This is a genomic window from Granulicella mallensis MP5ACTX8, from assembly GCF_000178955.2.
Lineage (GTDB): Bacteria > Acidobacteriota > Terriglobia > Terriglobales > Acidobacteriaceae > Granulicella > Granulicella mallensis.
Window position 1 is genome coordinate 4,133,899 of record NC_016631.1, and the last position, 26,642, is coordinate 4,160,540.

23 protein-coding genes are annotated in these 26,642 nt (G+C 52.3%); 4 read left to right on the plus strand and 19 right to left on the minus strand.

Annotated elements, in window-relative coordinates; genetic code table 11:
- Positions 1-8: 8 nt before the first annotated feature.
- The 10 genes from ACIX8_RS16195 to ACIX8_RS25675 all read right to left on the minus strand — a co-directional run bounded on the left by ACIX8_RS16195 (position 9) and on the right by ACIX8_RS25675 (position 9,787).
- On the minus strand, positions 9-1,019 hold the full coding sequence (locus tag ACIX8_RS16195; RefSeq protein WP_014266447.1) for an LLM class flavin-dependent oxidoreductase: 1,011 nt from the start codon (positions 1,017-1,019) through the stop codon (positions 9-11).
- A 154-nt stretch (positions 1,020-1,173) separates the two neighbouring features.
- Positions 1,174-1,560: an aspartate 1-decarboxylase gene (gene panD, locus ACIX8_RS16200; protein ID WP_014266448.1), complete on the minus strand. Its 387-nt coding sequence runs from the start codon at positions 1,558-1,560 to the stop codon at positions 1,174-1,176.
- 143 nt (positions 1,561-1,703) lie between these two features.
- The gene (locus ACIX8_RS16205; protein WP_014266449.1) at positions 1,704-3,344 is read right to left on the minus strand and encodes a cyclic peptide export ABC transporter; all 1,641 of its coding nucleotides are present in this window, start codon (positions 3,342-3,344) and stop codon (positions 1,704-1,706) included.
- A 1,367-nt stretch (positions 3,345-4,711) separates the two neighbouring features.
- Complete coding sequence (locus tag ACIX8_RS25315) at positions 4,712-5,362, minus strand: 4'-phosphopantetheinyl transferase family protein (RefSeq protein ID WP_150110894.1); 651 nt, start codon at positions 5,360-5,362, stop codon at positions 4,712-4,714.
- Between the two features lie 16 nt (positions 5,363-5,378).
- On the minus strand, positions 5,379-6,158 hold the full coding sequence (locus tag ACIX8_RS16210) for a thioesterase II family protein (RefSeq protein WP_014266451.1): 780 nt from the start codon (positions 6,156-6,158) through the stop codon (positions 5,379-5,381).
- Positions 6,159-6,321: 163 nt separating this feature from the next.
- A complete protein-coding gene (locus tag ACIX8_RS16215) occupies positions 6,322-7,245 on the minus strand; it encodes a ferritin-like domain-containing protein (RefSeq protein ID WP_014266452.1) in 924 nt (307 codons plus the stop codon).
- Positions 7,246-7,773: 528 nt separating this feature from the next.
- Complete coding sequence (locus ACIX8_RS16220) at positions 7,774-8,115, minus strand: hypothetical protein (protein WP_044176905.1); 342 nt, start codon at positions 8,113-8,115, stop codon at positions 7,774-7,776.
- 16 nt (positions 8,116-8,131) lie between these two features.
- Entirely contained in the window at positions 8,132-8,533 is a 402-nt protein-coding gene (locus tag ACIX8_RS16225; protein WP_014266455.1) for a DUF6908 domain-containing protein, read from the minus strand.
- 38 nt (positions 8,534-8,571) lie between these two features.
- Positions 8,572-9,468 (minus strand): ArdC family protein, encoded by an 897-nt coding sequence (locus ACIX8_RS16230; RefSeq protein ID WP_014266456.1) that lies wholly within the window; start codon positions 9,466-9,468, stop codon positions 8,572-8,574.
- A 34-nt stretch (positions 9,469-9,502) separates the two neighbouring features.
- Positions 9,503-9,787: a hypothetical protein gene (locus ACIX8_RS25675; RefSeq protein WP_150110636.1), complete on the minus strand. Its 285-nt coding sequence runs from the start codon at positions 9,785-9,787 to the stop codon at positions 9,503-9,505.
- A 735-nt stretch (positions 9,788-10,522) separates the two neighbouring features.
- Between ACIX8_RS25675 and ACIX8_RS26425 the strand changes: the two genes are divergently transcribed.
- Positions 10,523-10,939, plus strand: a complete 417-nt coding sequence (locus ACIX8_RS26425; protein ID WP_317623983.1) for a hypothetical protein — start codon at positions 10,523-10,525, stop codon at positions 10,937-10,939.
- A 225-nt stretch (positions 10,940-11,164) separates the two neighbouring features.
- Here the strand turns inward: ACIX8_RS26425 and ACIX8_RS16255 are convergent, their stop codons facing one another.
- The gene (locus ACIX8_RS16255; RefSeq protein WP_014266460.1) at positions 11,165-12,181 is read right to left on the minus strand and encodes a LysR family transcriptional regulator; all 1,017 of its coding nucleotides are present in this window, start codon (positions 12,179-12,181) and stop codon (positions 11,165-11,167) included.
- A gap of 417 nt (positions 12,182-12,598) precedes the next feature.
- Between ACIX8_RS16255 and ACIX8_RS26600 the strand changes: the two genes are divergently transcribed.
- Positions 12,599-12,793: an excisionase family DNA-binding protein gene (locus ACIX8_RS26600; RefSeq protein WP_396248612.1), complete on the plus strand. Its 195-nt coding sequence runs from the start codon at positions 12,599-12,601 to the stop codon at positions 12,791-12,793.
- Positions 12,794-12,958: 165 nt separating this feature from the next.
- On the opposite strand, the gene ACIX8_RS16265 is transcribed toward ACIX8_RS26600, so the two are convergent.
- Positions 12,959-13,825: a 2-dehydropantoate 2-reductase gene (locus tag ACIX8_RS16265; protein ID WP_014266462.1), complete on the minus strand. Its 867-nt coding sequence runs from the start codon at positions 13,823-13,825 to the stop codon at positions 12,959-12,961.
- A 178-nt stretch (positions 13,826-14,003) separates the two neighbouring features.
- Here ACIX8_RS16265 and ACIX8_RS16270 point away from each other — a divergent pair, with 178 nt between their 5' ends.
- Together ACIX8_RS16270 and ACIX8_RS16275 are read left to right on the plus strand one after the other, a co-directional pair.
- A complete protein-coding gene (locus ACIX8_RS16270; protein WP_014266463.1) occupies positions 14,004-14,258 on the plus strand; it encodes a hypothetical protein in 255 nt (84 codons plus the stop codon).
- The gene (locus tag ACIX8_RS16275) at positions 14,258-15,031 is read left to right on the plus strand and encodes a hypothetical protein (protein WP_014266464.1); all 774 of its coding nucleotides are present in this window, start codon (positions 14,258-14,260) and stop codon (positions 15,029-15,031) included. The genes ACIX8_RS16270 and ACIX8_RS16275 overlap by 1 nt, the downstream gene beginning before the upstream one ends.
- 34 nt (positions 15,032-15,065) lie before the next feature.
- On the opposite strand, the gene ACIX8_RS16280 is transcribed toward ACIX8_RS16275, so the two are convergent.
- The 7 genes from ACIX8_RS16280 to ACIX8_RS16310 form a co-directional block, all read right to left on the minus strand.
- Positions 15,066-15,914: a tyrosine-type recombinase/integrase gene (locus tag ACIX8_RS16280; protein WP_190273679.1), complete on the minus strand. Its 849-nt coding sequence runs from the start codon at positions 15,912-15,914 to the stop codon at positions 15,066-15,068.
- A gap of 985 nt (positions 15,915-16,899) precedes the next feature.
- Positions 16,900-19,002 (minus strand): hypothetical protein, encoded by a 2,103-nt coding sequence (locus ACIX8_RS16285; protein ID WP_014266466.1) that lies wholly within the window; start codon positions 19,000-19,002, stop codon positions 16,900-16,902.
- Entirely contained in the window at positions 19,003-21,336 is a 2,334-nt protein-coding gene (locus tag ACIX8_RS16290) for a sensor histidine kinase (protein WP_014266467.1), read from the minus strand.
- Positions 21,337-21,359: 23 nt separating this feature from the next.
- Positions 21,360-22,166: a phosphoadenosine phosphosulfate reductase family protein gene (locus tag ACIX8_RS16295; protein ID WP_014266468.1), complete on the minus strand. Its 807-nt coding sequence runs from the start codon at positions 22,164-22,166 to the stop codon at positions 21,360-21,362.
- Positions 22,163-23,779: a hypothetical protein gene (locus ACIX8_RS16300; RefSeq protein ID WP_044176913.1), complete on the minus strand. Its 1,617-nt coding sequence runs from the start codon at positions 23,777-23,779 to the stop codon at positions 22,163-22,165. The genes ACIX8_RS16295 and ACIX8_RS16300 overlap by 4 nt, the downstream gene beginning before the upstream one ends.
- Positions 23,780-23,868: 89 nt before the next feature.
- Complete coding sequence (locus ACIX8_RS16305; protein WP_044176915.1) at positions 23,869-25,608, minus strand: hypothetical protein; 1,740 nt, start codon at positions 25,606-25,608, stop codon at positions 23,869-23,871.
- On the minus strand, positions 25,601-26,590 hold the full coding sequence (locus ACIX8_RS16310) for a DUF4007 family protein (protein ID WP_014266469.1): 990 nt from the start codon (positions 26,588-26,590) through the stop codon (positions 25,601-25,603). Before ACIX8_RS16310 ends, ACIX8_RS16305 begins: the two co-directional genes overlap by 8 nt.
- Positions 26,591-26,642 lie beyond the last annotated feature (52 nt).

The following is a 26,642-nucleotide window of genomic DNA, read 5'->3' on the forward strand; positions in this document are numbered from 1 at the left end:
TATTCCCGCTAAGTCAGTCTGGAACGAACCATCGACATGACAATAGCCAACTCGTTCAATTCTCGCGTATTAACAGATGTTTCGATAACAAAGGTCGAGTTGCCCTGTTGAGCCAAATTGACCAGGATGTCAGCAACCTGCTCCCTGTCTCCCACCAGATAAGGACAATCGGACTGCCCCATTCGGAAGGGGTGCAGCCATACCCCCGGAACGGTTGGCACACTACTTTCTCCACGCTTGAGTTCGGCATGAAGGCCGCGCTTCCAGGTTGCATCCGTGTTTTGCACTGACACGTCCAGCATCTCAGGCCCTAAATCGTCATAAGGGAACAGTTCGATAGCCGCATCCCTGGCAGCATTCCAGCTATCCCTGGTCACAACACCGAAGTGAAGTGCGGCGGGCACACCTTTCAACTCATCAAATTGGACAGGTAACATGCGCATACGACTGGCAGCGATGCGATCTGCGATCTGTGCAGCGAATACAGAATGGCCCGCAACAAACAATCCAGGCATCAGCTTCTGCGGCACAGCTGGCAGCAACTGTAATTTATTTACCTGATAGAAGTCGCCCTTCGAGCTTACGGGACGCTTGCTAGAAATAAGTGAAAGTAGAATCTCACTATACTCATTGAGCCTGCGATAACGGTCCTCGTGCTTCGTCGTATCTCCAAGCGCGGAAAGCTCACCTATCGAAGTACCGGCGATCAAATTAAGATGCACCTTGCGCTGGTAGATTTGCGCAATCGACGTTATCATTCGAGCCACCATAAACGGATGCATATGGGCCGGATTGACCGCAATGATAGGTTCGAGGTGTTTCGATGTAGCGATGATTGACTGCGCAAGGACCCACGGTTCAACGGGGGTACTCGTGCCGGTGAATAACAACATGCCGCAACAGCTGTTTGCGTCACTCCACTGTGCTAACGCCAAAGAATCCTGCGTATGACGTAGCGAGTCCGGCGTTCGTGGAATTACGGTAAAGACGCGCAAAGAATTGTGATTACCTGATGTCATGTTTTACCTTGAATGGATGAACACTTCATAGGTGCCACAATCCGTGACACCTATGGTTAAAGTCGACTTCGACACAAAGCACGATGCAGTGAGATTGCATCAATCTCTGCGCTTCTGAGCTAAGTCACTATATACGGCGGCAAGCTCGCTTAGACTAATCCCAGTCTTGAACAGGAATATGATCTCGAAGCCCTTTGATTTGGTTTTTGTCATCCACAAAAACCAACTGAGGCTTCCATCCCTTTTCAATATCTACCTCATCAACCGTCGCGAATGCTGCAATGATGAGCAGATCTCCGAGTTGAGCCCGCCTTGCAGCTGAGCCATTTAGAGAGATCATGCCGCTCCCGCGTTCTCCCTTGATAGCATAAGTGGAAAACCGTTCACCGTTATTGATGTTCCATATATCGATGCGCTCATTTTCAATGATATTTGCGGCTTCCAGTAGGTGTTCATCGATTGCGCAGGAGCCCTCGTAATGCAGTTCGCTATGCGTAACGAAGGCTCGATGAATTTTTGACTTTAGCATGTGACGTTGCATGACATTTCCTTTGCCGAGTTCATATTGTTAAAGGTATGAGTTGAGTATTTGCAGATACAAGCAAAAGACTCAATCAAATCAGAAAGCTGCGAACCCGCAGTCCGTCTGTCTAACCGCGCTTTAAACCTTCTTACGTGAAATCTTTAGCTGGCCTTACTGTCCAATAATGGCTTAATCACGCCGTCTTGAAGTTTGATCACACGGTCAGCACAGTTGAAATACTGATCGTCATGAGAGATGACAATAATAGTTTTTCCTCTTTTCTTAAGCTCCGGCAAAAGCTCGGTATAGAAAACCTTCTTGAAGACGGGGTCCTGATCTGCAGCCCATTCATCAAAAAGATAGATGGGGCGATCTTCCAGATAAGACGAGACAAGAGCCATGCGCTTGCGTTGTCCCGTCGATAGCTTTGTAGTCGAAAAACGGTTCTTCTTGATCTCAACTTTATGGGTTAGATCGAATTTATTCAGATATTCCTGCGCCAACACCATGTTCGAATCATGTTCGCCAGACAGTACTTCATCGAAAAGGTAAAAATCTGCGAAGACAGCGGAAAATAAATTTCGGTAGTGTACCCTTCGCGAGTTGGAAACGATGTGGCCATTCAGTTCGATATGACCGGAGTGTGGCTCGTAAAACCCGAGAATCAACATAGCGAGCGTGGTCTTGCCACTCCCGTTACCACCGACAACGAAGACCACTTCACCCTCGCGAATTGACAGGTTCAGCGGGCCGAGCATGAACGTCTTATCGTCTGATTGACTTGGATATTGGTGACATACATCCACAAAGCAAATCAACGCTTCCGCCCCGCCAGCCTTTGATAAAAATATGTCGCCAGAAGGCTCATCCACACTCTGCTCCCGATGCGCTGCGAGGTCTACGTTCAGATGTCGCAGCCGGAGCATAGCGATTTCAGCCCGTCGCAAATCAGGCAAGGATCCGACAAGATTGCTGACAGGCTGAATCAGGTAAAGCAATAAGAACGAGAGACTAATGCTTACCGCGGGTCCAATTTTCAACAAAAAGGGAAACAAAAAAAATAGAAAGCCGATGGCGATAATGAACAACATCCCTCCAATATTCACGGCGAAGGAGTACCCTATCATCGCCTTCGAATAGAGGGAACGGAACCTTTGGACGGAAGGGATAAAGACATTGTCGAGAAAGTAGGTTTTCCTCCGAGAGCTAAGTTGAAGCTCCTTGAGTCCTTCCAGGATTGCCCGAATATTTCCATAGAGGACATCTGTTTGTTCGCGCACCTGCTCCATTTGTGCTCGAGGCAGGCGCTCGAGTATATGGTAAATACAGGCTCCTGCCGCCAGAAAGCAAAGGAGTATCAAACAGCCACTCAACGATAGAAAAGCGGCATAGCAAAGACTAAAAACTATGACAATACCGTTGCCAATGACGTTTGGTACAAGGTGTGCAGATTGAGTGAGCATATCGATGTCCGATGTGAGCATCGCAGTCAATCCAGGCTTTCCTATCGATTCAAGCTTTTTATATTCTGATTCCAAAAGGTTTACGGATGATTTCACACGGAAATCAAGAATCATATCCTGCGTTAGGCTGATCAGCAGAATTTCTGACGATATGCGACTGGCAATTTGCACAAAACAAAGTCCGAAAAATGTCCACGCCAGACTTGGCAAATGATTCCTCTGCACCGCCCCTTGACTGATCACCTCGATCACGCCCACTGCAGAGACGCCATTGATGACGCCTACAATAATCGCTAGCGTGAATCGAAATGGCATTTTCCTAATAAAATAAGCAAACATTGAATTGATCCAGATCCTTCAACGAAAACTTGCCGAAAGAGTCAGCCTTTCCGCTAAGCAGTAATACCTTGGGGAGGCACCGCTAAAACTGGCGCTACTTGCCGAGCAATGAGGCACCGATTGCCGGATTGCCCTGAGCCTCGTGTTAGACATAGAGTTATCTAATAATTGAGCCATGCCCTCCGCTGATACGGGACACAACAACGATTCCACCAATTGCCCCTAGTGAAGACACCTAGTAAGTCCGTATATCTCTTTGTCGTTTGCAAAAACAGGGGTGTGTGACATTTTTCCTCCTTGATGCAATGAACATCGCAGGTTAGGTTTTGTTGAGCCCATACGACATGGTGGAAGAAGCTTGTTTGGCGTCTGCTGTCTAAGGATATAAACAACTCAGTCTGGCTTTTATTCCCAACATGTTCCCCATGCGTGGAAAATGTTGCGAAAAGCCGGACCGGTCGGTTCCGATCCAGCGCGAAATGATTACGATTGGGGCAGTCCTGCTGATATCCCCCTTGGAAGACGGAGATGAGCATCGTTTTAATTGGGAAGACAATTTATGAGATTCATATCCTTGGGTATACCGTCAGCAATACTGCGCTAAGATCTTCTATATCACTCGCTTTTAGATGTCGACTTTTTATTTCAGTCATGCAACCACTCATCGTAAAATGACTGGTAAAATTTCTTGGCGTAAGGATCGCGAAGTTCGCAGGTACAACTCTCCCGTGCATCACGGGCTATGCATGAAGCCAGACCAAGTGGGGGCCAGGACTGTTGTAATCTAGGCCGTCGAGTGGACTCGGCAAGGATGGTGCTTCACAGTCAAGAATTACTAATTGGGTAGCTGGGATAAAACGGGAATGAGCGTCGCTGACAATCTATCGAGGAAGCTACGGTGGGAAATCCGTTCCACAGACTTGAAACCAACATGTTTTGTAGAGACGACAAGACGAGACTGCAATTGACTAAAGCCGTTATCCCCTCAGGAGTATGGGGCTGGTCGACTATAGTGCTTTATCTTTGATGCTCACGAACGTAGCCTCTTTGAGGCCGCTTGCGAATTAGTTACCTTTCTCAGACAAATCCTGCGCCAGCAGTTGGACTTCCTCCTTCAGGTTTCAGCAATTCTATAACCTTCCAACGCTTTTCCATTGGCACTCGGAGATCTTGTCATCGGTATTTGAAATGCTCGGCGCACACTACAGGGAATCGCTACAATGGCGAAAAGATTTAGAAACTGATACTAAGCTCGACGTTAGCTTGTTCAACGCTATCCTTTCAGATAAGCTCGAACATTTGTGCTCCCGCTATTCCGGGTCATTGGTAGCGCAGTCCACAGCATCCTGCACGTAGCCCTCTTCTTTCTAATGACTACAAACAGTGGCACGCACTGAGACACAAGTTAGAAGGTGTGAACCGGTATTGAGAAAGGCACCTCTTAGGAGACTCGGGCAGGAGGGGGCGTTGCGAAGCACGATCGCTTGGAAGGTTTGCGTTCCAGTATGGACTTGAATTTCTACCTGATCGAATTCTAGCCAGCATTTCTCTAATGGATACCAGACTTTATAGATACTTTCCTTGATACTGAACAACAAGCGATCCCAGCAGACATCTTGCTCCTTGCGACTTGCAATCCACGCTAGTTCCCTCGGGCGTGCGATTAGTTTGAGGGTTCCTGCAGGAAGCGGCTCATTCGGCTCGGCATCAATGCCTATAGTGGCATAGGCTTTAGTGCCTGCAACCGCCGCAGCACAATAGTTTTTACAGTGGGTGATACTACCGACTATACCCTCGGGCCATAGTGGCTCATGCCGCTTGCCCTGCATGAGTGGGGCTGACGGTCTACCAAGCAAGCGAAGGGCTCCTCTCGCACATGTACGACCCGCCGCAAACTCTATGCGCCGCTTGTCCACTGTTCTTGGTCCAAGCAGTTCTTCCTCTGCTGGAAGCAGGCTTCCCGACAAACGTCCAACCTGCTCGGAGCAATAAATTCCTGCGGGAACAATAGTTCCCATCAACGTACTTGATATTTTAGAGGTCACGCCATTTTTTCTCCACTGGTTGATATGATTTGGGCTCTAAACCTTTCAAACTGCTATATACATCTTGAATCACATGCCTATTTGAAAAAAAGAAATGGCCACCAGAGTAGCTACGTGAAGTGAAATCTCCAGTTGTCACAAGCTGCCACAACCGCATGTCAGCCTTCGGCGTCGCTTGGTCTTGTTCCCCAAACAACACGGTTAGCGGAACTTGGAACTGGTGCGGCTTGTGGGGTCTATACGTCTCGACGAGTCGAAAGTCCGAGCGGAGAACAGGCAGATAGAACTGCATGAGGCTTCTATCCCGTAAGATCTCCTCCGGGGTGCCACCTAATTGGCTTAGGTGATCGAGGAGCGCGGCATCATGGAAGGCGCTAATATCTGGATCCTTTTGGGGAACAAAGGGCGGACGTGCTCCCGAGACAAAAAGCTGGACAGGCCCTGGATAGCTTGCGGATACCAATTCTGCCGTGACTTCATATGCGAGCAAGGCACCCATGCTATGTCCAAAGATCGCATACGGCCTGTTGGTAAAAGGAGTAATTGCCTCCGCGATCATCTGCGCAAGAGCGTGGAGTGAATTTACAAACGGCTCTTTCATGAGGCGTCCGCGTCCTGGCAACTCTATAGCGTAAGTATCCAACCAAGGAGGAGCCACAGATAACCAGTCTCGATATGCCCCGGCGCTCCCACCTGCATATGGGATACAAAACAGGAGTGGACGCTGAGAGGAACAGGCAAGCGGAGGGAAAAGCGAGAAATTTGTCACCTTAATAATCTAAGCCGTCCTTGTGCACATTGCGTCTCAATGAAGAACCCCGCCGCAAGCAGCGGGGTATCTAAACTGATTGAGTGATGTACTCACTCATCCCCATGACTTACGCCGCGAGCGGCAGAGTATCAGACCCTTCTGTCGAATGGAAATATTACAACTAGCTAGTCGCAATATTTCCATTCAAGCCTGCGGGGAAGAAGCCGCCTTTGGATATGCCGGTCTTGCCAGCAGCGTTATAGACAATCTGAAGGACCTGCGAGGTGCTACGCGTGAAAGCTGTTGCGAGCGGCACAGAGGTTGTTGCCGTGGCTGTGCCGGAGGTAGCAAAGAAGCCACCGGCTGCGGTTGGACCCTGGGTTGCCAGTACCTCCGCGCCGGGATCGCTGGTTGGAACATCGAGAGAGTCGGCTGCAGCAAAGGGGGCTGACTGTTGGATGGCGATCAGACGCAATGCGCCTGCCTGGAAGCCTTCTACCGCCAGAATCTGCGCCGCATAGGCGAGGTTTGTTCCGGTCAGCAGAGCGGTGGCCCCTGCATAGGCTGTTGTGCCTACATCTTCAAATTGACGAGAGATCGTGATGATGTTGGCCGAGGTGACGGCTCCAGCTGCCGATAGATCCAGGGCCGGCCGTGTGACATGACCGCTGCCGATCAACGACTGCAGATCTGCTACGTGAGACATTTCGTTGAAGAAGATCTCGTTGAAGATATCGGTGATCTGCTGGTTGGGAAATGCAATCTTTGCGCTCGGAGCTCCGGTGATGGCTCCGCTGCCCGCGGTAAGGTTGGAGGGGAGATCGGTACCTTGAGTCGCAAAGGAATAGAACGTTGCCTCAAGGTACTCGAGATTCAGTGCGAAGTTCAGAACATCGGTCTCTGAAGGGCCGGCCGCCATCACGGTGGACGAGCCGTTCGAGTGCGAGTTACCGCATCCGCCCAGAAGTGCCATACTCCCCGCAGCGCCAGCAAGACTAAGCCCGACCATAAATCTTCTACGGTTTAGGGTCCGCTCAGCGCGGATCGCTTTTGCCTGCTCGACTGTTATCTGCTCGAACTCCGGTGCCTGTGTCTTACCTGCCATTGGAAATGCTCCCTGTGTTGCATCAAACTGCTGTCTAATAAAACACGGGAGATGGCAATTTATTCCAAACCTCTTTAGGATTTTGAAAGCGAGTCAGTTTCTAGAGCCTGTTGTCGCCTTGGAACAAGTTAACTACTTTTCGAACGGCTCCTTGGTTCCATAGATGGAGGGATGGGAACGAAGCAGGCCGGGTATCCGAGTGACGTAAGCGATGAGGAATGGAGTTTTGTCGCACCATATTCGGAGGATTCGGTGCGGTGGACACGCTAGGTCATCTTCTGGCGCTGCAGGTAACCTCTGCCGATAGCAGGACCGTGCGCAAGTGGAGCAACTGGCTGCCGAGGTGCAACGGATTAGCATGCCGTCGTTGTGGCAGGCGAGGAGGAAGCAGTTGTTCCATTCGGCAAGTCGGGGGCAGTCAAGCTTACACCACCTCCAAAGCCATTCTGCGCAGTCACGTTGATCGCACTGGTAGCGGTAGCATTCTGATTTAGATAAAGCATCGGCTGTGATGCGGTAATGGTGACATCAGGTGCATCCAAACTGCACATAGGCAGCCTGGAGAAGTCCGCCACTTCGACCGGTGATCGCCAAAATGTTTCCGGCAGGCGTGGCGCCGTTCGTCTGCACCTGCACCGTGGCCTGTCCGGAACCCACTAGGGTTGCCGGCGTAATAGTGGTAGTCACTCCAGCCGGTGCACAGACGGCTAGCACGTTGAGATCTACGGTTCCCGTGAAACCATTTGTAGGCGTGAGCGAGACAGTGGTCGTGCCCGAAGAGCCGGACATAAGGTCAAGCGTCCTTGGAGTCGAAGTCAGTTGAAAGTTGGGAGCCGTCGAGGCGGTAGCTGGAATCAAGGCATTCGGCATAGCCTAACCCGTGGGGCTACCCCAACCGGTGCTGCCGCTCGAAGGCTTCAACGAAGCCCTGCAAACGCAAGCTGCTATCCCACTGCTGCGCGAGTCGTTCGTGTTGCGCGTGCAAGCTGAGGGGGTGGACATAATTGCCGTCTTCGATGGCCCGACTCGACTCATCGACGCCGATATGGTCATTGCGGTACGAGAAGGGGTCGAGGTGCATCCCACCCTTAAGTCCAAGCTCGAAACACATCTCGGACATCGCCAGACCGTTGGCATACTGAGCGACGGACAGGGCTGGCAGACCACGAGGGCCAGACTCATCCATTACGTCGATCACGAGAGCGGCATAGGGCGGATTCTCAATCTTGAGATAAAGGCCGTGGTTCCAACCTCCGGCCTGTTTGAGGATTGCGAGGATGGTTTGCATTAGGCCACCTGCGCCGGTACTGCATCGGGCATGGCCACCTATTCTTCGGTCGGCGGCTGCAATGCTGCGAGGATGATGCCGGAGTTCTGTTGAATCACTTCCAAGCTCTCGGCCAGCAAGGAAGCGTTGCCGTGATGCAGGTGGATGTAATCAGCGGACGAGGTTCCGGTATCCAGACCAACGGCCTTGCCCACGACGAAGGCAATAGCTTCGGCCTCCGTCTCCCGCACAGCCTTGGTGGTTGTGGTGCGGCTTTCGGCCTTATGCAACAACTCGTGCGCGACCTCATGCACAAGGGTGGCGAACTCCTCGGCCTTCGACTGTCCCGGCAAGATGTCGATGCGTCCGCCGTAGCTTATGCCGAGCGCTGGACGAATATTCTCGGTAAAAACAAGCTCAATTCCCTGCTGCTCCATGAAAAAGACAAGCCGGTCACGGTTCTCGCCTGCATCGCCGCTCATCTCGCGTAGTGCGGGAAGCTCCGCGCCCTCGGTCTGCGAGACATCGAAGACGTAGGCATTGCGAAAGCCAACAAGAACGCGGGTGTTCTGGCGGGTGATGTCCTTCTCGGTTTCTTCGTCCTTCTTGCGCTTGATACCGATGATGGGAGCCAGAATGCGGATTCCCTTCTCTCCCTTCTTCACCTTGCGGCCTAACTGGTTCCAGGCGTACAGCCCGGCAACGCGGGTTGCGGTTGGCCGCTGCCATGCGATTTCCAAGACATTGCCAAAGCTGTAGTTATGAAAGCGGCTCATGGCGTTGAGGTAGGCGGTGAGCGCATCGCTGTGTCCGGCCTCAAGCTGTTCAATGAGGCATTTCACATTGGCGGCGATAGCTTCTTTAATCCCTTTGGGACGATCACTCTTCTGTTGTGTCTGTTTAGGGTTCGGAGTAGATAGGCTGTCTAGGGTGGTGGTCGCGGGTGCAGTGTTCATGGGTGTTTCCTCCTTTGGGTTGTGGCGCGGTGGCTTAGGCAGAGCGCGGATGATGTTGCGCACGGTGCCAATCGAGTACGGGGGTGATGTGGGTTGTCGTTATGTCTCTGATCCCATCGCTGAGAAGCTCCACGGGAATATTCCCAAGGACCTCGCCGCAGGTGGGACAGGAGACGCTGACCGTATCGCCGCAAAAGCCCAAGGCCGCGAGGTCTACTGTGTCCTCGCCTAAGAGGTGATCTCCCATGTACACGTTGGCGAAACGCCGCCATGTGAACGGGTTTGGTGTCTCTGGTGGCTTGGTTTGTGTTGGTCGCATCTTGCCTCCGCTTTTGCGTTTGCACGTCCGCGTTGAAACGCGGCATGCACATGCCGAACGCCCCCTGGCGAAGGCGGGGGTAGCAAGCGTCAAGGGGAGGGGTATCTCCCACCCTTGCAGTGCAGGCGTAGCCGGAACGGAAAGGGCGCAGCGCAGCGGAGGTCTGCACAAGCGCAGCGCGGAAGACTGGGGAGACCCCTTGACGCGCGCGGGGGCGGAGCCCCTAGAAAGGCTTGGTTTCCTTATGCGCGTGCGCAGCACGCAGATCGATGGGGGAGGGCCTTGCGGGAAGGAACGTCCCGCTGAGATGGGAGCGGAAGACGCACGAGCGGCTGGAGTGCGGGAAGAGACTCTTCCCGGACAACTTCTTTACGCTTTGGCGTGGCTTGTTAGAGTTCGCCTAAGAATTTACTCGAAGGAATTTATCTCGGATTCATTGATGGATGTGATGGTCACCAGATGAAGAGGCGCAACGTGGAATTTGTGACAACTTCATCTTTGGAAATCTCGTCCTGGTTGCGGATTCTCAGGCGGGAGGGCAAACTGGCTAAAAGGCAGGCAGCGAAGCTGCTTGCCACGGGCCCAGGTTTAGCGATCGAAGTGGTGGCTCCCGGATGAGACGTCCGATCAACGAAGATCGTCATTCATGATCCACTGAACGGCATGTGACACTCGGTTCCTGACTTTTCGATGTCACAGCTCCGATACTGAGTTCTTTGAGAGAAGCCCTTCGCTGTGTATCGACCGGTTCCCCGTAACGAGATCTCTGACGCAGTTGCGCATCTCCGTGACTTGCATCGCCAGTTCAAGCCGTCGAACGACCGCGAACGCTATGCCTTCGAACGATGTGAACTCGTAACGAAGCACCTCCTCTCCAACCTAAGCCGCATGGGAAACCATCCGACGCTGAGCCTGCTGCTCGAGATTGCAGATATCTTCTCGTTGACGATCGAAGGCGCGCACCGGCTCTTTGGATACGATCTGGGTGGGATTCGAGAGTATGACCTGCGATTGAACGGTAGTCGAACCCATATTGAAAGTCCCCATGAGCGTTTGCGCCCCAGAGAAGTCCATCGTGCCTTGCGCATGCGCTGCGTTCGAGAGCGTAAGTGCAAACAGAGCGGGAGCGATTGCGCGGGCCGCGCAGAGTAGGTTTTGTTTGGTGAAGGGCTGCGCCAATCGCGTGGCCAAGCGGGCTGTGCTACTAGGGATGACAACACGATCTTTACTGAACATCGGCACCTCCATCGACTGGTCTCAGTCGGGAATATGCCGTGATGATTGAGCTCGCACTTGGCCTGCGTCTAATACCTAATATTTATCGGGTGATAGCTCCCAAATATCACCTCGTTCTATCTCGCGCCAATACTTTGACTTCTAACTTATGAGCGCCATTTGAACTGGCCCATTTTTCTCGCGCTGTGCAGGGCGCATTCCATTTGGAATAGAAGCCTGTGAAGGGATGGATACTTTATTCAGTGCTGTCTCTTTGCCAATCTGAGTTTGGGAGAGCTGTTTCACGAGACGCTTAACCAAGATTGGAACGGTCTTTGGATGGCGAGTTTTGCGATAGATGAAGGCTGTATCCACCGTCCAATCCACACCGGCAATCGGACGAGTCGTTAGTTCTTCATCGAGGTTTATTCCCTCACGGATCAACGCGAAGCCATGCCCTCCTTTGACCAGAGTCTGCATCTCGGAAGGATGCGAGGCGCACGAATAATCTTCAATCTTCACACCGGCATCTCCGAGGAGTTCCAGCAATCTCTCGTGAGCATCTGGATGTCGTTGCGGATGATAGAGAACCGCAAGATTACCCTGCAAATCGGCGACCTGTAGAGAAGCTTTCGCCGCGAAGGGATCGTCTCTCCGTAAGCAAGCCACGAGCCGGTCACGCCGTAACTCTTCGATACGTAGATCCGGATGACGCAATGGCAACGTCACAATGGCGGCATCGACCGTTCCTGACACAACTTCTTCCGCCAGGTGCGCCGTGTCTCCATGTGTTGGTCGTACCGGGCAGACGGGAAGAATCTCCTTGTGTAGATCGCAGAAGCTTTGGAACAAGCTCTGATCAATCAGAGGGCTGCATCCGAATCGAACAGAACTAACCTCGCCGCGCTCAATCGCTATGAGGGCATCGACAACCTCATCGCGGGTCTCTAGTAGGAACCGAGCTAAGACCTTGAATGCGACGCCAGTTTCCGTGGGCCGAATACGCCCGCCCTTTACCTTGCGAAAGAGACGCACTGAAGCGTTCTCTTGGAACTGCCTGGCCTGAACGCTGAGATTCGGTTGTGCGGTACGCAATTCCTCCGCAGCAGCACGGAATCCCTGTCGTTCCAGAATCGTCAGCAAATATTTGAAATGGCGAAGCTCGGCCCATTCATACATATCCCACCGCTCGACTAGTAGTATTGCTCTCGACTCAATTCCAAATGAGCGGGCTAACCGCGTCTCCGCCTGTGGAAATTCTGGCAATATGGTTCCCTGTTATCAACAGGAAAGTTTGTTTTGGCCATATTTACGCCGCGCGGAGAGAGGCTTACTTTCGACGAAGTTGCCCTCAGGTGATAGGTGGAACGTATCACCCGATAAATGGAATGTATTAGACAGGCCTCTCTTTTCGAGAGAGGCTGTAGACCTACAGCGCGGTTACATTCCGCAAAGCTACAGTTTCAAGGAACACCAATGATTTAGCGGGCCCTTTTTCAAATGTGATCCGTGACTCGACACACTAAATGGCAAATTGGAGACTCCAGTATGCAAGACGTGAATCTTACAAGCAGAAAACCACCGATGCATCCGCATATGCCCAACAACCAACGGTTGCTCGTGGGCAGAAGGGAGGCAGCAGGGCTGCTTTCAATCAGCGCACGCGCCCTAGACTACCTGGTCGCGAACAAGCGGCTTTCGAGCAGACGGATCGGGTCACGTGTTCTCATTCCTCTTTCAGACTTGCAGCGATTCGCTCGTGGAGACCATCCGGAGCGTCTTGCAGGCTGATCGATGACGCCACTATCTCCTCACCTGAACGAACGGCGCTCCCTGATTTCGTACTTCCGTGGCAATCGACATTCAGGGCAGCCCGACGTTAGGCATAAGTGACGAAAGGCGTGTTCGTGCGGACCAACTCTTTGGTTTTGGAGCTTGGTGAACTCTCGGCTCCTGCTAGATGGCTTCGAGAAGAGCGAGCAATAGGCTGTTTCGCGGCGTCGGAATATTACGCTGCCGTCCGTGGCGAACTATAGCGCCGATGCGAGCGTCCGTCTCCATCGGGCGGCCAGCAAGTCGATCGGCCAAAAGCGAGTTCACGGAGTCGATAGGGTAATTGCGGTATTGAGTGAGCACTTTCTGTGGGATATCCTCGTCGAGGATCGCTCCTACAGCGCGGCCTACGGCGGCGCACTCACTCACGACCTCGAGCGTCGCCTCACCGATCGCCTCATCCTGAAAAACACCAGCAGGTTTGCCCAAAAGCGCAGAGATCGAACCGGCGGAGTTTATACAAAGTTTGCGCCAGGCGGCGGAAAGAAAGTCAGCGGTCAGAGTGATCTGCGCGGCTGAGCCCTGAAATAGGGCCGCGAAAGATCGGCCAAGCACATCTGCCTGTATGAATAGCTCAGCGGGTCCGCGTTGGTGCACGCTCTCGGGTGCTCGGCGCTCGGCTGGGCAATCGATAATGACAGAGACGATCTGGTCCCTCTGTACATAGGAAGCAAACCGTTCGCGATGCTCCACTCCATTCTGAATCACCGCGACGGGAGCACCTTGCCTGCAGAAATGTTCGACCCATGCACCGGCACCCGGAGCATCGTAAGTCTTGGTGGCAACTATGACCCAATCCACTGACCCCGCCTGTGAAAGGTCGGTAAGGTTCGAGTAGGAAATGTTGATGCTTCCTTCAGGCGTCTCAACATTGAGGTGAGAGAGAGGACGTCGCGTACATAGTATAAGTTCGTGCTGTTCGACGGACTGTAGTAGCGCAGCGACGACAGATCCGATTGCGCCCACTCCCACGATTGCGATCCGTGCCATAGCACCATTATGGCAGGATAGGCATCACGTTCCAATCATCTCATCTCTGATAGGTCGTCTTATAGCGACCGAATTTCGATCGGGAGAAGCACGTTGGTTTCTCTAAAGGCAACATGGTAGAAAAGGGCATGAGCTCCTGCGCTCTCGACACGAAGACTGTAATTCCAAGGAAAGAGCTATGCCAGGATTCGAGAGGATGGACGTAGATGACGTGGTCGTGAGGATGCTGGCCGGTACTGTCCCGATGAAGCTGCGTGTATCCAAGGTCACAAACCAGGTCATCACTTGTGGCGACTGGGAATTTGATCGGGCAACGGGCGCGGAGATCGACGAGTTATTGGGCTGGGGGCCTCCTCCACTCACGACCGGAAGCTATCTTGATCCATCCAAGACGGAGCTTTCCAATCCGACGGCGAATTCCAGGGAAAACTGATGCTGAAATCAGAACTCAGGGCGGGCGTCGAATATGCTTTTCGTGAGAAACGGGTTTCGGGAACTCCCCTCACGAGGATCAAGCTGCTTCAGTATGTCAGGGGAGCCAGGTGGAAGGCCGAATGGATCGACACCCATCCCGGTCTGGTCGATTATGTGACTACCGCTCAAATCCTGGTTCCTTGGAAGGAACACAAGCAGTTTCAACAAGAGGAGACCGATCTAGCTCATCTACGTGAATACAACTTCTCACACGGATATGACGGGAATTTTCCCGTATGTCAGGCCCTTCAGCAGGTGTACGAAAACGTGGAGGATCGGATCAGCTACGATCGCGGGATTCTTCAAACGACTTTGGAGTCGTTAAACCGGCTTCGCGTGCGTAGTCAACTTTCCGAGTACACACTTCAATCCCCTGCGTTCGAAGGTCGAGACGGCTTCTTACGGCTGCCACACGATCAAGCTGAAGAACTCGCTCGCAATTTCTGCATGGTCAAGCCTGCCCCCGTATTGATCGGTATTGAGACGACAGAGCGGAACTGGTCTATGGACGTTGCTCGCCCAGGAAATGAGTATCTCGTTCCCCTGCTGAATCAATACCGTGCGTCATGGGCGATCATTCGCCAGTGGTGCGGTTCTGACGCAGCAGTGGCGGAACGAGATAAGCGGATCGAGATTCTTGAGCGGCTGGTATGGGACGCCATCTATGCCCTGCAAAAGGCCGGATTAGACACTGAAGCTGCAAGGTTGAGGCGCACAATCGATAGTCATTAAGCTCTTGTCCGTAGCTCAAGTCCCGGTGAGCCCTTCAACGGATCTTCGGATCTAGCTTCTCGATCGCTGCTTGATTGTGCTCCGGAGCAAGATGGGCGTACCGTACGGTCATCGAGATCGTCTTGTGCCCCGCAAGTTCTTGAGCTGTTCTCAAATCGACTCCGGCCATGACCAATCGACTGATGAACGTGTGGCGCAGTGCGTGCCATGTGAAGTTCGACACCTTTGCGTCCTCAACTACTCGATCAAACCAAGCCCTCGAATCGTTAAGATCCCGACCATATTTCGACTGAAAGATCCGGCCCTCATGCGGCCGATCTGCGTGCAGTTCTTCGAACGCCTTCACGCAGGTTTTATTCATTGGTATTTCTCGGCTGCTCCCATTCTTCGTCTCGTCGAGGAGGATGCGCTTGCGCCGGAAAGAGACCTGGCCCCACTCCAGGCTGTACTGCTCACTCTTTCGCATTCCCGTGTTCAGGGCGATATCGAGTTCAGGCATATGCCGAGGGCAACGAAGGTCGATAGCTTCGCGAATCTTCGCTTCCTCCTCGGCAGAAAGGAAGCGTAGGCGCGCATTCTTCTCTGGCCGCTGCTCTACGAGCCGAGCCGGATTGCCTGAGACCTTGCCGTCGGCGAATGCGATTTTGAATGTCTTACCGAAGACATTTTTGTAGCAGTTCTTCGTCGCCGGCGACCAGTCATATTTCTTCAGCCAGGCGTCAATCTCCGAGGGCTTGATTTCTTCGGCAACTCGATGACCGAAATCCTTAAGAATGATATTCATCCTTATGCGGAAGTTCTTGACGTCCTTGCGGCCGTGTTCGATATACCACTCAAGAGCATGCTTCCCGATCTCCTCGAACTTCACCCCCTTGTTCTTCATGTTCGCAGGCATCTTCGCGCCGCGTAGGGCGTCTGCACGACGGATTCGGTAGAGGTCGACTGCGTCGCTTTGCCGGCCTACCTTTTCCCGGTGTTCGCGACCATCGACGTAATAGCGAATCCACCAGATCTCCGAGCCAGGCACCTTCTCGAATACGCCACGCTCTTTTCGGATCACCTTTTTTCTCGGCATCCAGCTACCCTCCTCAAATCGACGATAGCAAATGAGGTACAGACCAGCACCAAAACCGGCACCAGTAGGTTTAGGGCATGAAAAAGCCTCCCGGGTCGAGAGGCTTGGGTCTTTGCAACCTATTCATTTGATGAAGCATATCTTGGTGCCGGGAGGGGGGGTCGAACCCCCACGAGGTTGCCCTCGGCGGATTTTGAGACCGTAGGAGCCTCAAGTTTACCAGCCCAGAATCATATGGATACAGCAACTTATGAAACTTCATCGTTCAGTTCCGTAGGGTTTTTTGAGGGTCTGTGGGTTCGATTTGGACAAAGTTTGGGCCAAGTCCATCCGAAGCATTTTCTCCTCGCTTTCAATATATCAAGCAGATCGCAATACAGCATAATGGCCAGCACGGCCGTACTGAAAGGAGCAATCCCATCTTTGCAATTGGGCAGTCTGCCAAACAATTCCTGACGAAGCAATTGTCTTCGCACTGCGGCGACAATTGAACTGAATCCGATCGTCCTCAGTCATCGAAGTCGGAGCTTGCTGTTCCAGCACGGGGTCACAGCCGAGGATTCATTTCTGAAGTTTCCGGCTATCCATTGGTTCGCCGCAAGTACATCGAGAGCAAGTTCAATCTGATTGCGCGTGAACCGTTTCTTGCGCTCATTCCAGACGTAGGTTTTCCGGATCACATCCATGAGGTCGTTAGCGTTAAGTTGTTTTACCACCCAATTCACAGTTGAAAGCAACTCAAGACCAAACGGAGTCTCGAACCCGTCGATAAGATTGAGATGTCAGCTAACTCCTAGGACTGCTCCGGAAGAATAAGGTCCGCAATCAACTCAGTCCGCTCGAGAGCCGGCAAGGTGTCTGGCACGGTCGCTTCTGCCTCAACTGCAGACACAGGAATCAAATTGGCTTCTGGTCTTGCGGCTGCGGCCGGAGTCACGCCTGGTGAAGGAATTTCGCCACCACGTGATTTCGAGTCAAGACAAAGCATGAGAGGCTTCTCGCAAACATACTGATCAGTCATCAATTTACTGCTGATTACCATGATCGCTTTCAAGGGTTCACATGGCGCATCTGTACCAGGTTTTAGCGCAGCGAACGGCTTCCTCAATTCGTCGAGTTTTGCCTGACTCAGCTCGATCTTCCTCAGTTCTGCAATCTTCTGCGCGAGCTTCTGTTTCGGCTTTCCTTTCGTTTCTTTCTCGCGAGCTTCCTCCAATAGATCAATCGCAGACTTTACCGCATCCGGAAGCCTTAGTAAAAATTCACCGGTCAACTGGAAAACATGTTCACTGCGAGTCAAGAAAGATACGCAAAGTTGGTCCGTACTCAGAGACTCTTCCAGCAAAACATGGACTTGCCCATCTACTCCTCGGGCGCACAGTTTAGCTCCTAAGTTCCTATAGATTGGAGGTCCGACCGGCAAGCCGATTCGTCCCATGTCGTTGAAGTACATCCGTTGAACATCGAGAGCGAATTCGGGGTTCAATCTGCGCTTCCTCGAAAAGCCTTGATCCGCAAGAGACTTGGCAATCGAACCTAAATCATGGGTTGTGGATCTCTTGAAGTACCATTGCACTGCTGATGTCGAAGCTCCTTCAATCGCCACGAACTCAGTCCGTGACGGAAGATCCTTCCACGGCCTATCGTACTTGTGAAGCACGCCGGGGATTAGTAGCACCTTTTGCTCAGGATCGAATCGGCGAAATTTGGGTTGCGCTGGCGTGCAGATCAAATCACATTCAGCTGTGGCGACCAAGAGTACAGATTCTCCTTTTACAAAAAGATCGCCGAAATGAATATCAACTGGAACATTGCCTCCATCAGGAAACGCCTCTTGCGTGGCTTGCGGATGTCTCCGGAGGTCCGCAGTCGGTTGCGAGACCACGCCTAGGAACAGCTTAGTGAATTCCAACGATGGCGCTTCTTGATGAAAGCTGAGTTGGTCAAAACTAAGCGTATCTACAACTTGATCGTCAGTGAGGGTCCGTCGACGAAACTCTTGATTGAAGAAACTAGCTAGAAGGCTAGAGACGTAGTCACTTAGCGAGACACCCTCTTTGGCCAACGTAAGTTGATGAATGTATCCAAAGTCGTCGACGGTAAGACCTTGCAGACGGGTCTTTAGACCGTTCAAAGCCTCGGAAGCTGCAATTTCGATGTTCGAAACAAATTCTGCAATCGCTTCACCTTGGGGATAAGTCTTTGTCACCAGATAGAGAAAAACCTCAAGAAGGCCTAGATCTATAAGATCTTTCTTGGGAATGTAGTGAAACATGCCGCCTACGAAATTTGCTGCCTCACGAAACGTTGCCTTGTCCTCATTGGTCAGTTCTTGGCGATTCGACATCAGAATGATGACAGGCTTAGCCTTTGAACCGCTGTAGAGTTCGATAATTCGTTGACCCAACCGTTTCGCAATTTGCAGCGAGCTTTCCCGTTTTGTACCATCAAGGAAATAATCAATGAAAAGAATTTGGGCGGATGCGTCTGGGAGTTCACGTTCCGCGGCGACTTCCAATACTGCCCTCCCTAAGGGACCCTCGAGATGCTTTTTGAGTCCCCCTAGAATTTTCAATGTAGAGTTCCTTGCAATATTGAGCGCCTCCAGTTCCGCCCTAAGTGCAGGATCGGTAGGGGCGAGCTTCCATAGGAGCTCCCATACTTCCTGTGTGACATCCTCCGCGTCTGCCATCGGCATCCCAGTTGCTTCGACTTGCGCAAGCAAGGCACCGTTCGCAATCAGAATCTGGTAGATCGACTCTGCTACATCTTCATCGACATCGTCGAACGTCGGCAGATCGTTGTAGGCATCGTCAATAATCACCACTTTCTGCAAGTGGTGATTATCCAAAAGAGTTGCTATATCGCGAACGGTCTCTGCAGCGGCAACGGTCATTTACTCACCTAAGGTCAAGATAAAAGTATTCAAGGCATCTTCGTGGTGTGTGTGTTCTTCACCGAGCTCCAGCGAGGCTCCGCTGTACTTAGCAATCTCGCGCGCAATGTATAGTCCAAGCCCTTTACCCTTGCGTGCGGGTTTTGTGGTCACAAACGGCTGAAAAATGTCATCAGCTCGATATGCCTCGATGCCGGGCCCATTGTCTGAGTACGATATTGTTCGGCGCCGAACATCGATATGCACATCAATCGCGGGTTGATAGTCGGTCTTTTTCTTGCCATAAATGCCAAGCCAGTAGACCGAATTGCTAATGAGGTTTTCCAGAACCTGAACGAACATTCCTCGCACTGCCCGTATTGTGAGTTCACCACTTCGTGGACTCACCGTCATCGAAAAAATGATGTTATGCCTTCGAAATTGCGCCTCATGGGACTGGCAGATAGTCCGAATCCAATCGACGACGTCAAATTCTTCTTTATGCTGGCGTCCAGCGGTGCTCACAGGATCGATGCTTCTCAGTCGCTTCTGCAGCGTCTTGAGTTGTTGCTCAAGGCTCTTGAGGATCGACTCTTGTCTAGCATTCGCTCCAACTCTTAAGTCCTTCGTCAACGAAAGTGTGTGGATTGTTGCCCTATTCAGTTCATGAGCGACAATCTCCGTGATCAATCCGATCCCAGCGAGATTAAACAACTGGGATTGCCTATCTTCATATACCGATGCGATTTCCTTCGCTTGAAAGACAATTTTTCGAATCTGATCGACGCCGCGTCGGATCGGCAACACGAGCTCACTTTCACCCTGATGCTCTCGTAGCAGTCGAGCGATTGCCCGATCCAGGTTGTCCTCTTGCGTAGCAAGCCGCTCTTCGAGAATCTCGAAGTCTAGTTGCTCTTTTTCGTAAATCGCTTTATCGACCCTGTTCAGGAAACCGCGAAATTCCGTCACTAGAAGAGTGTGCAACATCTCAACTAAAGCGAACTTTTCAGGACAATCGCGCAAGCCCTCGCGATTCGTTTGATCGATGAGAACTGGATTCTCACTGCTTGATATCTCTACCTTGCCAATGATTTGTTTTCGATTGACTTTGTACCCTGTGGACGCCAGGGCAGATGGATCCAATAACAACCAATCATCGTTAGAACTCCCGTAGGGATTGACGCGAAAACCATCCCTATAAAGCATGAGCCCACCGCCCCACTGTTCAACTAGCCGGGACACAGTCCGTCGATCACCGACACCTTCGACCGCCGCTAAGATTCGGCGGTTGTACCAGTACCACTCAAATTTGACGCTTCCGAGCGACAGGAGCACATCAACGTCAAGTGATCCGGAGAAACTCTCGATGTCGACTTCTCGATAGTGAAAATTACGCTCCTCATCTCGCAAGTCATATGTGATCTTGCCGATTATCTCGCATGTCCGCGTGGCCCTATCAACCTTAAACTCTCCCTTACAACGCGCATGAGCCGCATCCAAGAGGTCTCTACTGATGCTGCGGATGGTAATCGGAGTGTTATTGAACTTTACGTCGACAGGGAATCTGGAGGCCCGCGCAAATGGATCTGTAAGACGAGAAAAATCTTCAACGGCAATTTTCCGAAGTTTATCCTCGTCCCAAGCTGAGTTCAGCGCGCTGATCCGGATGACGGTACCGCTCTGCACATTCGACTCTTTGCGCTTTCCTCTTTCAGGTGCGACTTCTACTTCCTCTAAAAGGGTATCCGAATCATGACTGAATGCTCTCCAGTCAATGCTCAGGCGATTCCATCGACTTTCGCCACTCTTGGTCGACAGTACTTCCAGGCGTTCCCCGAGCCTCATCGAGGATAAACGACCAATTCCTTTTTCTCCCAGGAAAGGGCGGTCTCCCAGAGCGACAGGAGCACCTCTCATTCGCTGCCGAGATCGTGTTCCTACAGTGAGAAAGATCTCGGATAAATCTTCCAGAGACATTCCGTGTCCGGAATCAGATATCGTTGCGTAGTTCAAATCCTCAAGAAGGATCCGAACTTCTTCGAGCGTTTGGCAGGTGTCGAAATCGACGGATTTGAGTCCTGCTTCGTTCGCAATAAATTGCAACTGCTCTTTCAACGCCTCGAACTTCTTGGCTATTTCAGATGCAGTCTCTTTCTTTTCTGGCGCAGCCTCTTCAATGAGCTTCATTCCGCGCTGGTATTCGAGGTATGGGACTGGACATTTCAGTTGCACATCAACGCGAGGCGACTTTGCGTCAACTGCATTCTTGATCAGCTCGTAGAATGCAATACCGTCGGAGCTGATAAGTTCAGCTCCGAGCTGCAGGATCGTTCGTGCTTGAATTCGAAAAGCCATGTCTAGGTGGTCGACTCACTGCGCTACAGCTGGCAGATTAAACAGCCTTGGGGTTCTTCTTCGGGTTCAGCATAGCCGAGGATCTGAACTAACTTCTGGTTAGGCAAATTCTTTCGCGCCCTCGCCCTAGAGACTTCCCAGTTATTGAGAATTTGTGCCATTCGCTCAGGCTGCTCCAATTCCGATAATGATTCGTTGCCATTCCAATAAAAGGTGTTGCCGTTTATGGAGTTCGGCGTTTCATAGGCCTTCGCCTCTTCAAACAGCTCCGGATAGTGTTCTTTGAGTCGGACCCATTCTATCTTTTGTTGGTAGAAGCAAAAAAAACAACCTGACCGGGTCCGACCCCATTCCGTATACTTCGGGAACCCGAGACCTGACTCCTCCAGAATCCGATGGATATCCGCGAGGACCAATCCATCCCTTTGAAATGGATAGATCGGCGTGATGTTCTTTTTATGGCTGATATAACCTGTTCGATCCTCATCAGCACGTAATCCAATGTAATTTAGGACGTCATCTTCTCCTATGTATCGCTCGAACGGCTTGAGCTTCAACATGCGAGTGCACCACCGCCGATGATTCGAGGGAATCATATTTCCATAGATCTTCAGCCAGTTGTCGAACGATCGTTCCGAGGTGGTCTTGGTGATCGGCTTACCAAGGATAGCCTCGAGGCGGTGAAGGTACTCATAGGTTTCCGGCAGTTCTTTATCGGTGTCGTGGAAGATGTATTCCATCTCCGGGACTTCGTCTCTCATATAGACGGCTAACGCAGCGCTATCTTTTCCGCCCGACAAACTCAGGACGTGACGAATTGCCTCACTCATGCTTTTACCACCTGTGTTTGGAAGACTTTCCAGAATGCCTGCGCTAACGCCGCTTCACCGCGCGCTTTCGAGCCGCCGATAAGATCGAGTATTTGCGATTCAAGGTCCTCGACCGCCGACTTCTCTCTGCTCGTCAGAAAGATCACCCTTTCTAACTCTGTCCCGTCACCATTGGTAATCGCTACGCGAAAAGCTTCGGAGCTTGACGTCTGCGAGTCTTTCGAGAACGCAAGACTTTCTACTCGCAGAAAACTACTTGCAAGTTGACTGAACTCGCGCTCAAAAATTTCAATATCACGGTCGAGCCACTTTGACGGTGGCTTCGAGCAAACCAGGCTAGCGAGGCCTTCCAGCCATTCTGAATCACCGAGATTGCTATCCGCTAACTGCAATAGGAATGCGCGAAGTCTCGGTTCGGTAGTCGAGACCAAAAGGTGTCTAGCCCGCTTCTTCACGGCCGTCCTGCCAAGTCGGAGACTTTCTACCTGGAGCGAGCTGCCCGCGTATTGGTCGATCCGCGTCAACAATCGAGGATACGTTTCGCGCAAATCGTCTAAGGACGCCTTCAGTGCCATCACGAACGATTCGCTCTTTTCGCCGATGGCTTGGTCGGGCTTCAATGACAACGATGCGGGCAACGACTCAAATAGCAAAGTTGCAGGTTCGCGAGCATCAAGCAAGGCCTGCCGGACGTTACGACTATCCAAGTTGAGCAGCGCCGTCTTCTGAGAGAAGTGTGGCAGGCTGCTAGCGAACTGGCACAGCGGCCGAACGACATCGAGCAGCTCCACTCGATCGCGAGTCGACTGCGGAAGCTGGAGGATGCTGCTGAGCCGTCGAAACAGTTCTGTTCGGACTGAGCTCATTTCGTAGAACTGCAATTCGAAGGACGCAGGCTCCTTCAGGATGCGCATGAACTCTTCTCCGGCCACATTCCGAAGGAACGAACCATTCTCGTAGAAGGCCAAATCCTGTTCGTAGATCTGGGCGAAGACAGCCAGCAGGAGATATCCGAGTCCTTCGCGGACACCGTAGGGCTCTTCGCGAATGCAGTCCATCAATGAAGACACACGAAGTCTTCGCCCCTTCGCATCGACAAGCACTTCGCGAATGCGTTGGAACGATGGCAAGACCCTGCAGACATCTTCTGACTCGTCGGGGACACGAAGCGTCCACCCTTCGCCCGTCGAAACGTGCAGATTGGATTCCACCAGCACTGATAGGTACATTGATACTTCCGGAGGCGTCTTGCCTTCGGCGAAGCCGAGTCTCGCGGCATTGGGCTTTTTGAAAACGCTTTCTATCAACCTCATTCGAGCTGCTGCCGCAGCCGAACTCAACTGTCGTCGGTTCACCAGCTCGTTCTTGATCTTCGGAGCAAGTGGATACACTTCGTCGCAAATCTTGGACAGCTGTGCGAGGAGTTGCTTGCCGTTCTGGATCTTTAAGGGTTTGCCATTTGCAAACCACTTAAGATCCGTCGGCCGATCGGATTGTTGAAGGCCAACAAAGTCCAGCACGGTCTTTCTGAGAACGCTCTCCGCAGCCGCTAGCTGCCGGGTGACTTCTTCTGCTGCGTAGCGATCATGGTTGAGCTCGGGTGTGTTGTTCATCACCCAGTTCCATTGGCGGACTTGTTGTAGGGTCTTCGAGAGCACATTCAACGCTCTTGGAATTGCAACAAGGGTTAGCCGTGAAGCTTTTACTGCGCTTCGCTTGACACTCCGCAATGCCTCTTCTCGGTCCTCTTCCGTGTCGCATAAACAATGACAACTCTGCCATCGCTTCCATTCTCTGGGGACTGTTGAATGGCTGTCCCCAGTGCGTTGGAATCTACGTAACTAACAGAGAAATGGCGAAGGTTGCCTGTTTGGATGTAGTGGCGCCGCGCCACGATAGGACGCTCTTCCAAGTACTCGGATAGTAGGGTTGAGACCTTCGAAATCGGACCTACCGCAGTTCGTGCGTCTTCATAGGCGCGTTCGAGATTGACGCTTGTGTGAGGCCAGAGACAGAAACCAGCGGACTCGCCCCTGTAATAGAGAATTCGCTTTTGCCGCTGCAATTTGTCCAGCGATCGCTTCCACCTTGGTATCCCAGCATCTCCGAGTCTCCAAGAAAGCTTCAACACTCCCGGAGAAGGCGCGAGCGACTGGGTATCAGCCAAGTTCAGCAATCCGACCAACTTGAGCAGTTCGAGATCTTCTGGCTCTGACGAGGAGAAGCTGTCTATGACCGATTCGATCTGGCTCCAGTGGCTCCGGTAGCTTTGCAGGCCCAATCTGTGGCCGAACGTCGCCCTCGTGTAGTCGAAAAGATCATTGAGACGAAACCATTCGCCAGACTTCAATGACCTGCTGGCGAACTCTTGCAGTCCGAATGGCTCGTTCGAAAGTAAGAAGCTGAAGAGAGACCGCTCATTCTGACCGAAACGATGGAAGATCCGCACTAGAACCGGAATAACAGTGGGGTGAAGCGGATACAGACGGCGCGAAATCGCGATCAGCGACTTGTGGTTCGTTGAACTTCCAAACCACCCGAGTGCGATCGCCCGCTCCATTTCGGCTTCTGCTGTAGACACCAACGCATGTGGCAGCTTTGACGCCTTAATGCTCAGCGCATCCGCGATCAGGACGCTCACCTGGTCCAACGGCTGCGAAAGCACAAGCTCGTCGAATCGCCCTGCGACCTTCTCCCACTCTTTCTGCGCAGCCTGGGAGAGAGTTTCCGAATAGCTGTTAAAGCCTTGGTGAAGCAATCCGACAACGTAAAGGGGCCGCTTCCCACTTCTCGCAGCCGCTTCCGCCAAGGCCTGGAGAAGGAAGACGTCTTGCTGGCCGGGGTTCAATGCCGAAAACTCGAGAGACTTGCCGAGCTCGTCAAGGATGATTAGTATCCCTTGGTACTTGCCACTACGGGCGGCGTATTCAGAGGCCCCGATTACGACATTGACCAAATCCGTAGTGTTGACCTCTACGCCGCCGAGTCGCCCTTGAAGAGTTTCGATTTGCTCCAGCACGTGAGGGACCGGGCCCTTACTGCGCATACCCGAGACCGACTTGTACAGGGCCGCCAGAAGCGTTTTTCCCAACGCTTCCCGGGCGCCGGTCACCAACACCGGCAATAGTTGTGCACCACGGCTCGAACCGCCAAGCGCATGCTTCAACCTCGGCGGGAGTGAATTGGTGCCGCCACCCAAGAGATGTGCAAGCAGCAACGCGAACGACGACTTGCCTGCTCCGTAGTCCCCGGTAATTCGCCAAGCTCGTTGTGTCGAAGCAGAGCTCAACCCTGATTCAATTCTCGTCAGCATCTGCTTGAGGTCGGGGGTCAGCACATAACCCTCGAGCGAAGTTGGATCGGCAAAATCCCTTTCGAGATTGACCGAACGGATATAGCGACTCTGAATGTCGAAAAGGCCAGCAATCGTGGGTTCAGGCATAGACTGGCTCTCCTTCGTAGACAGACGCGAGCAATCTCGTATGACTAGGGCCTACGCGGATCAGCTGAGACAGCGCCGCCGACTCCTTGTAATCGAATAAACCCTTGGAATCTTCCTTGATTGTGAGGAGGCGCTCGCGAATGTCCGCCTCGGGAAGCTTGAAAAGTTGTCCTACACTTCCCGTCTTGACGGTAATGTCCCGGATCGACAGCGTCTCCTCGGATGCGGCCCGGGTCCGCCAGTAGTCCTCAATGCAATAGATGAAGAGCTCCGGACTGATTGAAGTCTTCGCGTCTCGATTGAACGCATAAACGGACTCGAGTCGGCCGCCATCCCCCGAACGCTTTTCCCCTATCTTTCGGATTAGGTCTAACTCGACGAGCGGGCTGTCCAAATTTTCTTCCCGAACATCCCCCTTGGCGCTTCGGGTCGGAATGTAAGTGTGAAGGAACGTATCGAAGTGCTGTGCCAACGTGACTTCCGACAATTCCTTCTCCATCCGAGCTGCTTCCTGCTTGAACGTCGCGAGAACCTCGCTCCGAATGATGTCTGATCGCTGCCACCGGTTCAACAGAAACTCCCATGCGAATAACGGTTCCGTCGCGTTTGAGGCGATTTTCCAGTGGATCAACCACAAAGTCTGAATGTCCTCTAAGTACGGATCGTGTCCTTCCGACTCAGATAGGAGCTCCCGCCCAAAGTCAGTAATGGTCAATCCCTTCTGGTCTGGAGCCGCGATTCCTGCAGCTTGAACCCAGAAGCGAATCGCCTTAACCATGTTCTTACCGACCCCGAGACGAACCATCGCTCGCTCGTCATCGCTAAACAGGGCCGCGTTAGACGTCAATTCGACGACTGCCTTCGGCAACCATGAATAGCGAAAAGGGAAGGTCTCATGACCGGAATAGCGATAGGCGGGTCGCGTTCGATCCTCACGCTCAGATGCGCCGGTGGAAGAGGCGCTGGGGATCACTTTCTTCATAATTCATCATCGTGGATTTAAAGGGTCTGGTCAACGCAATTTGCACAATCGC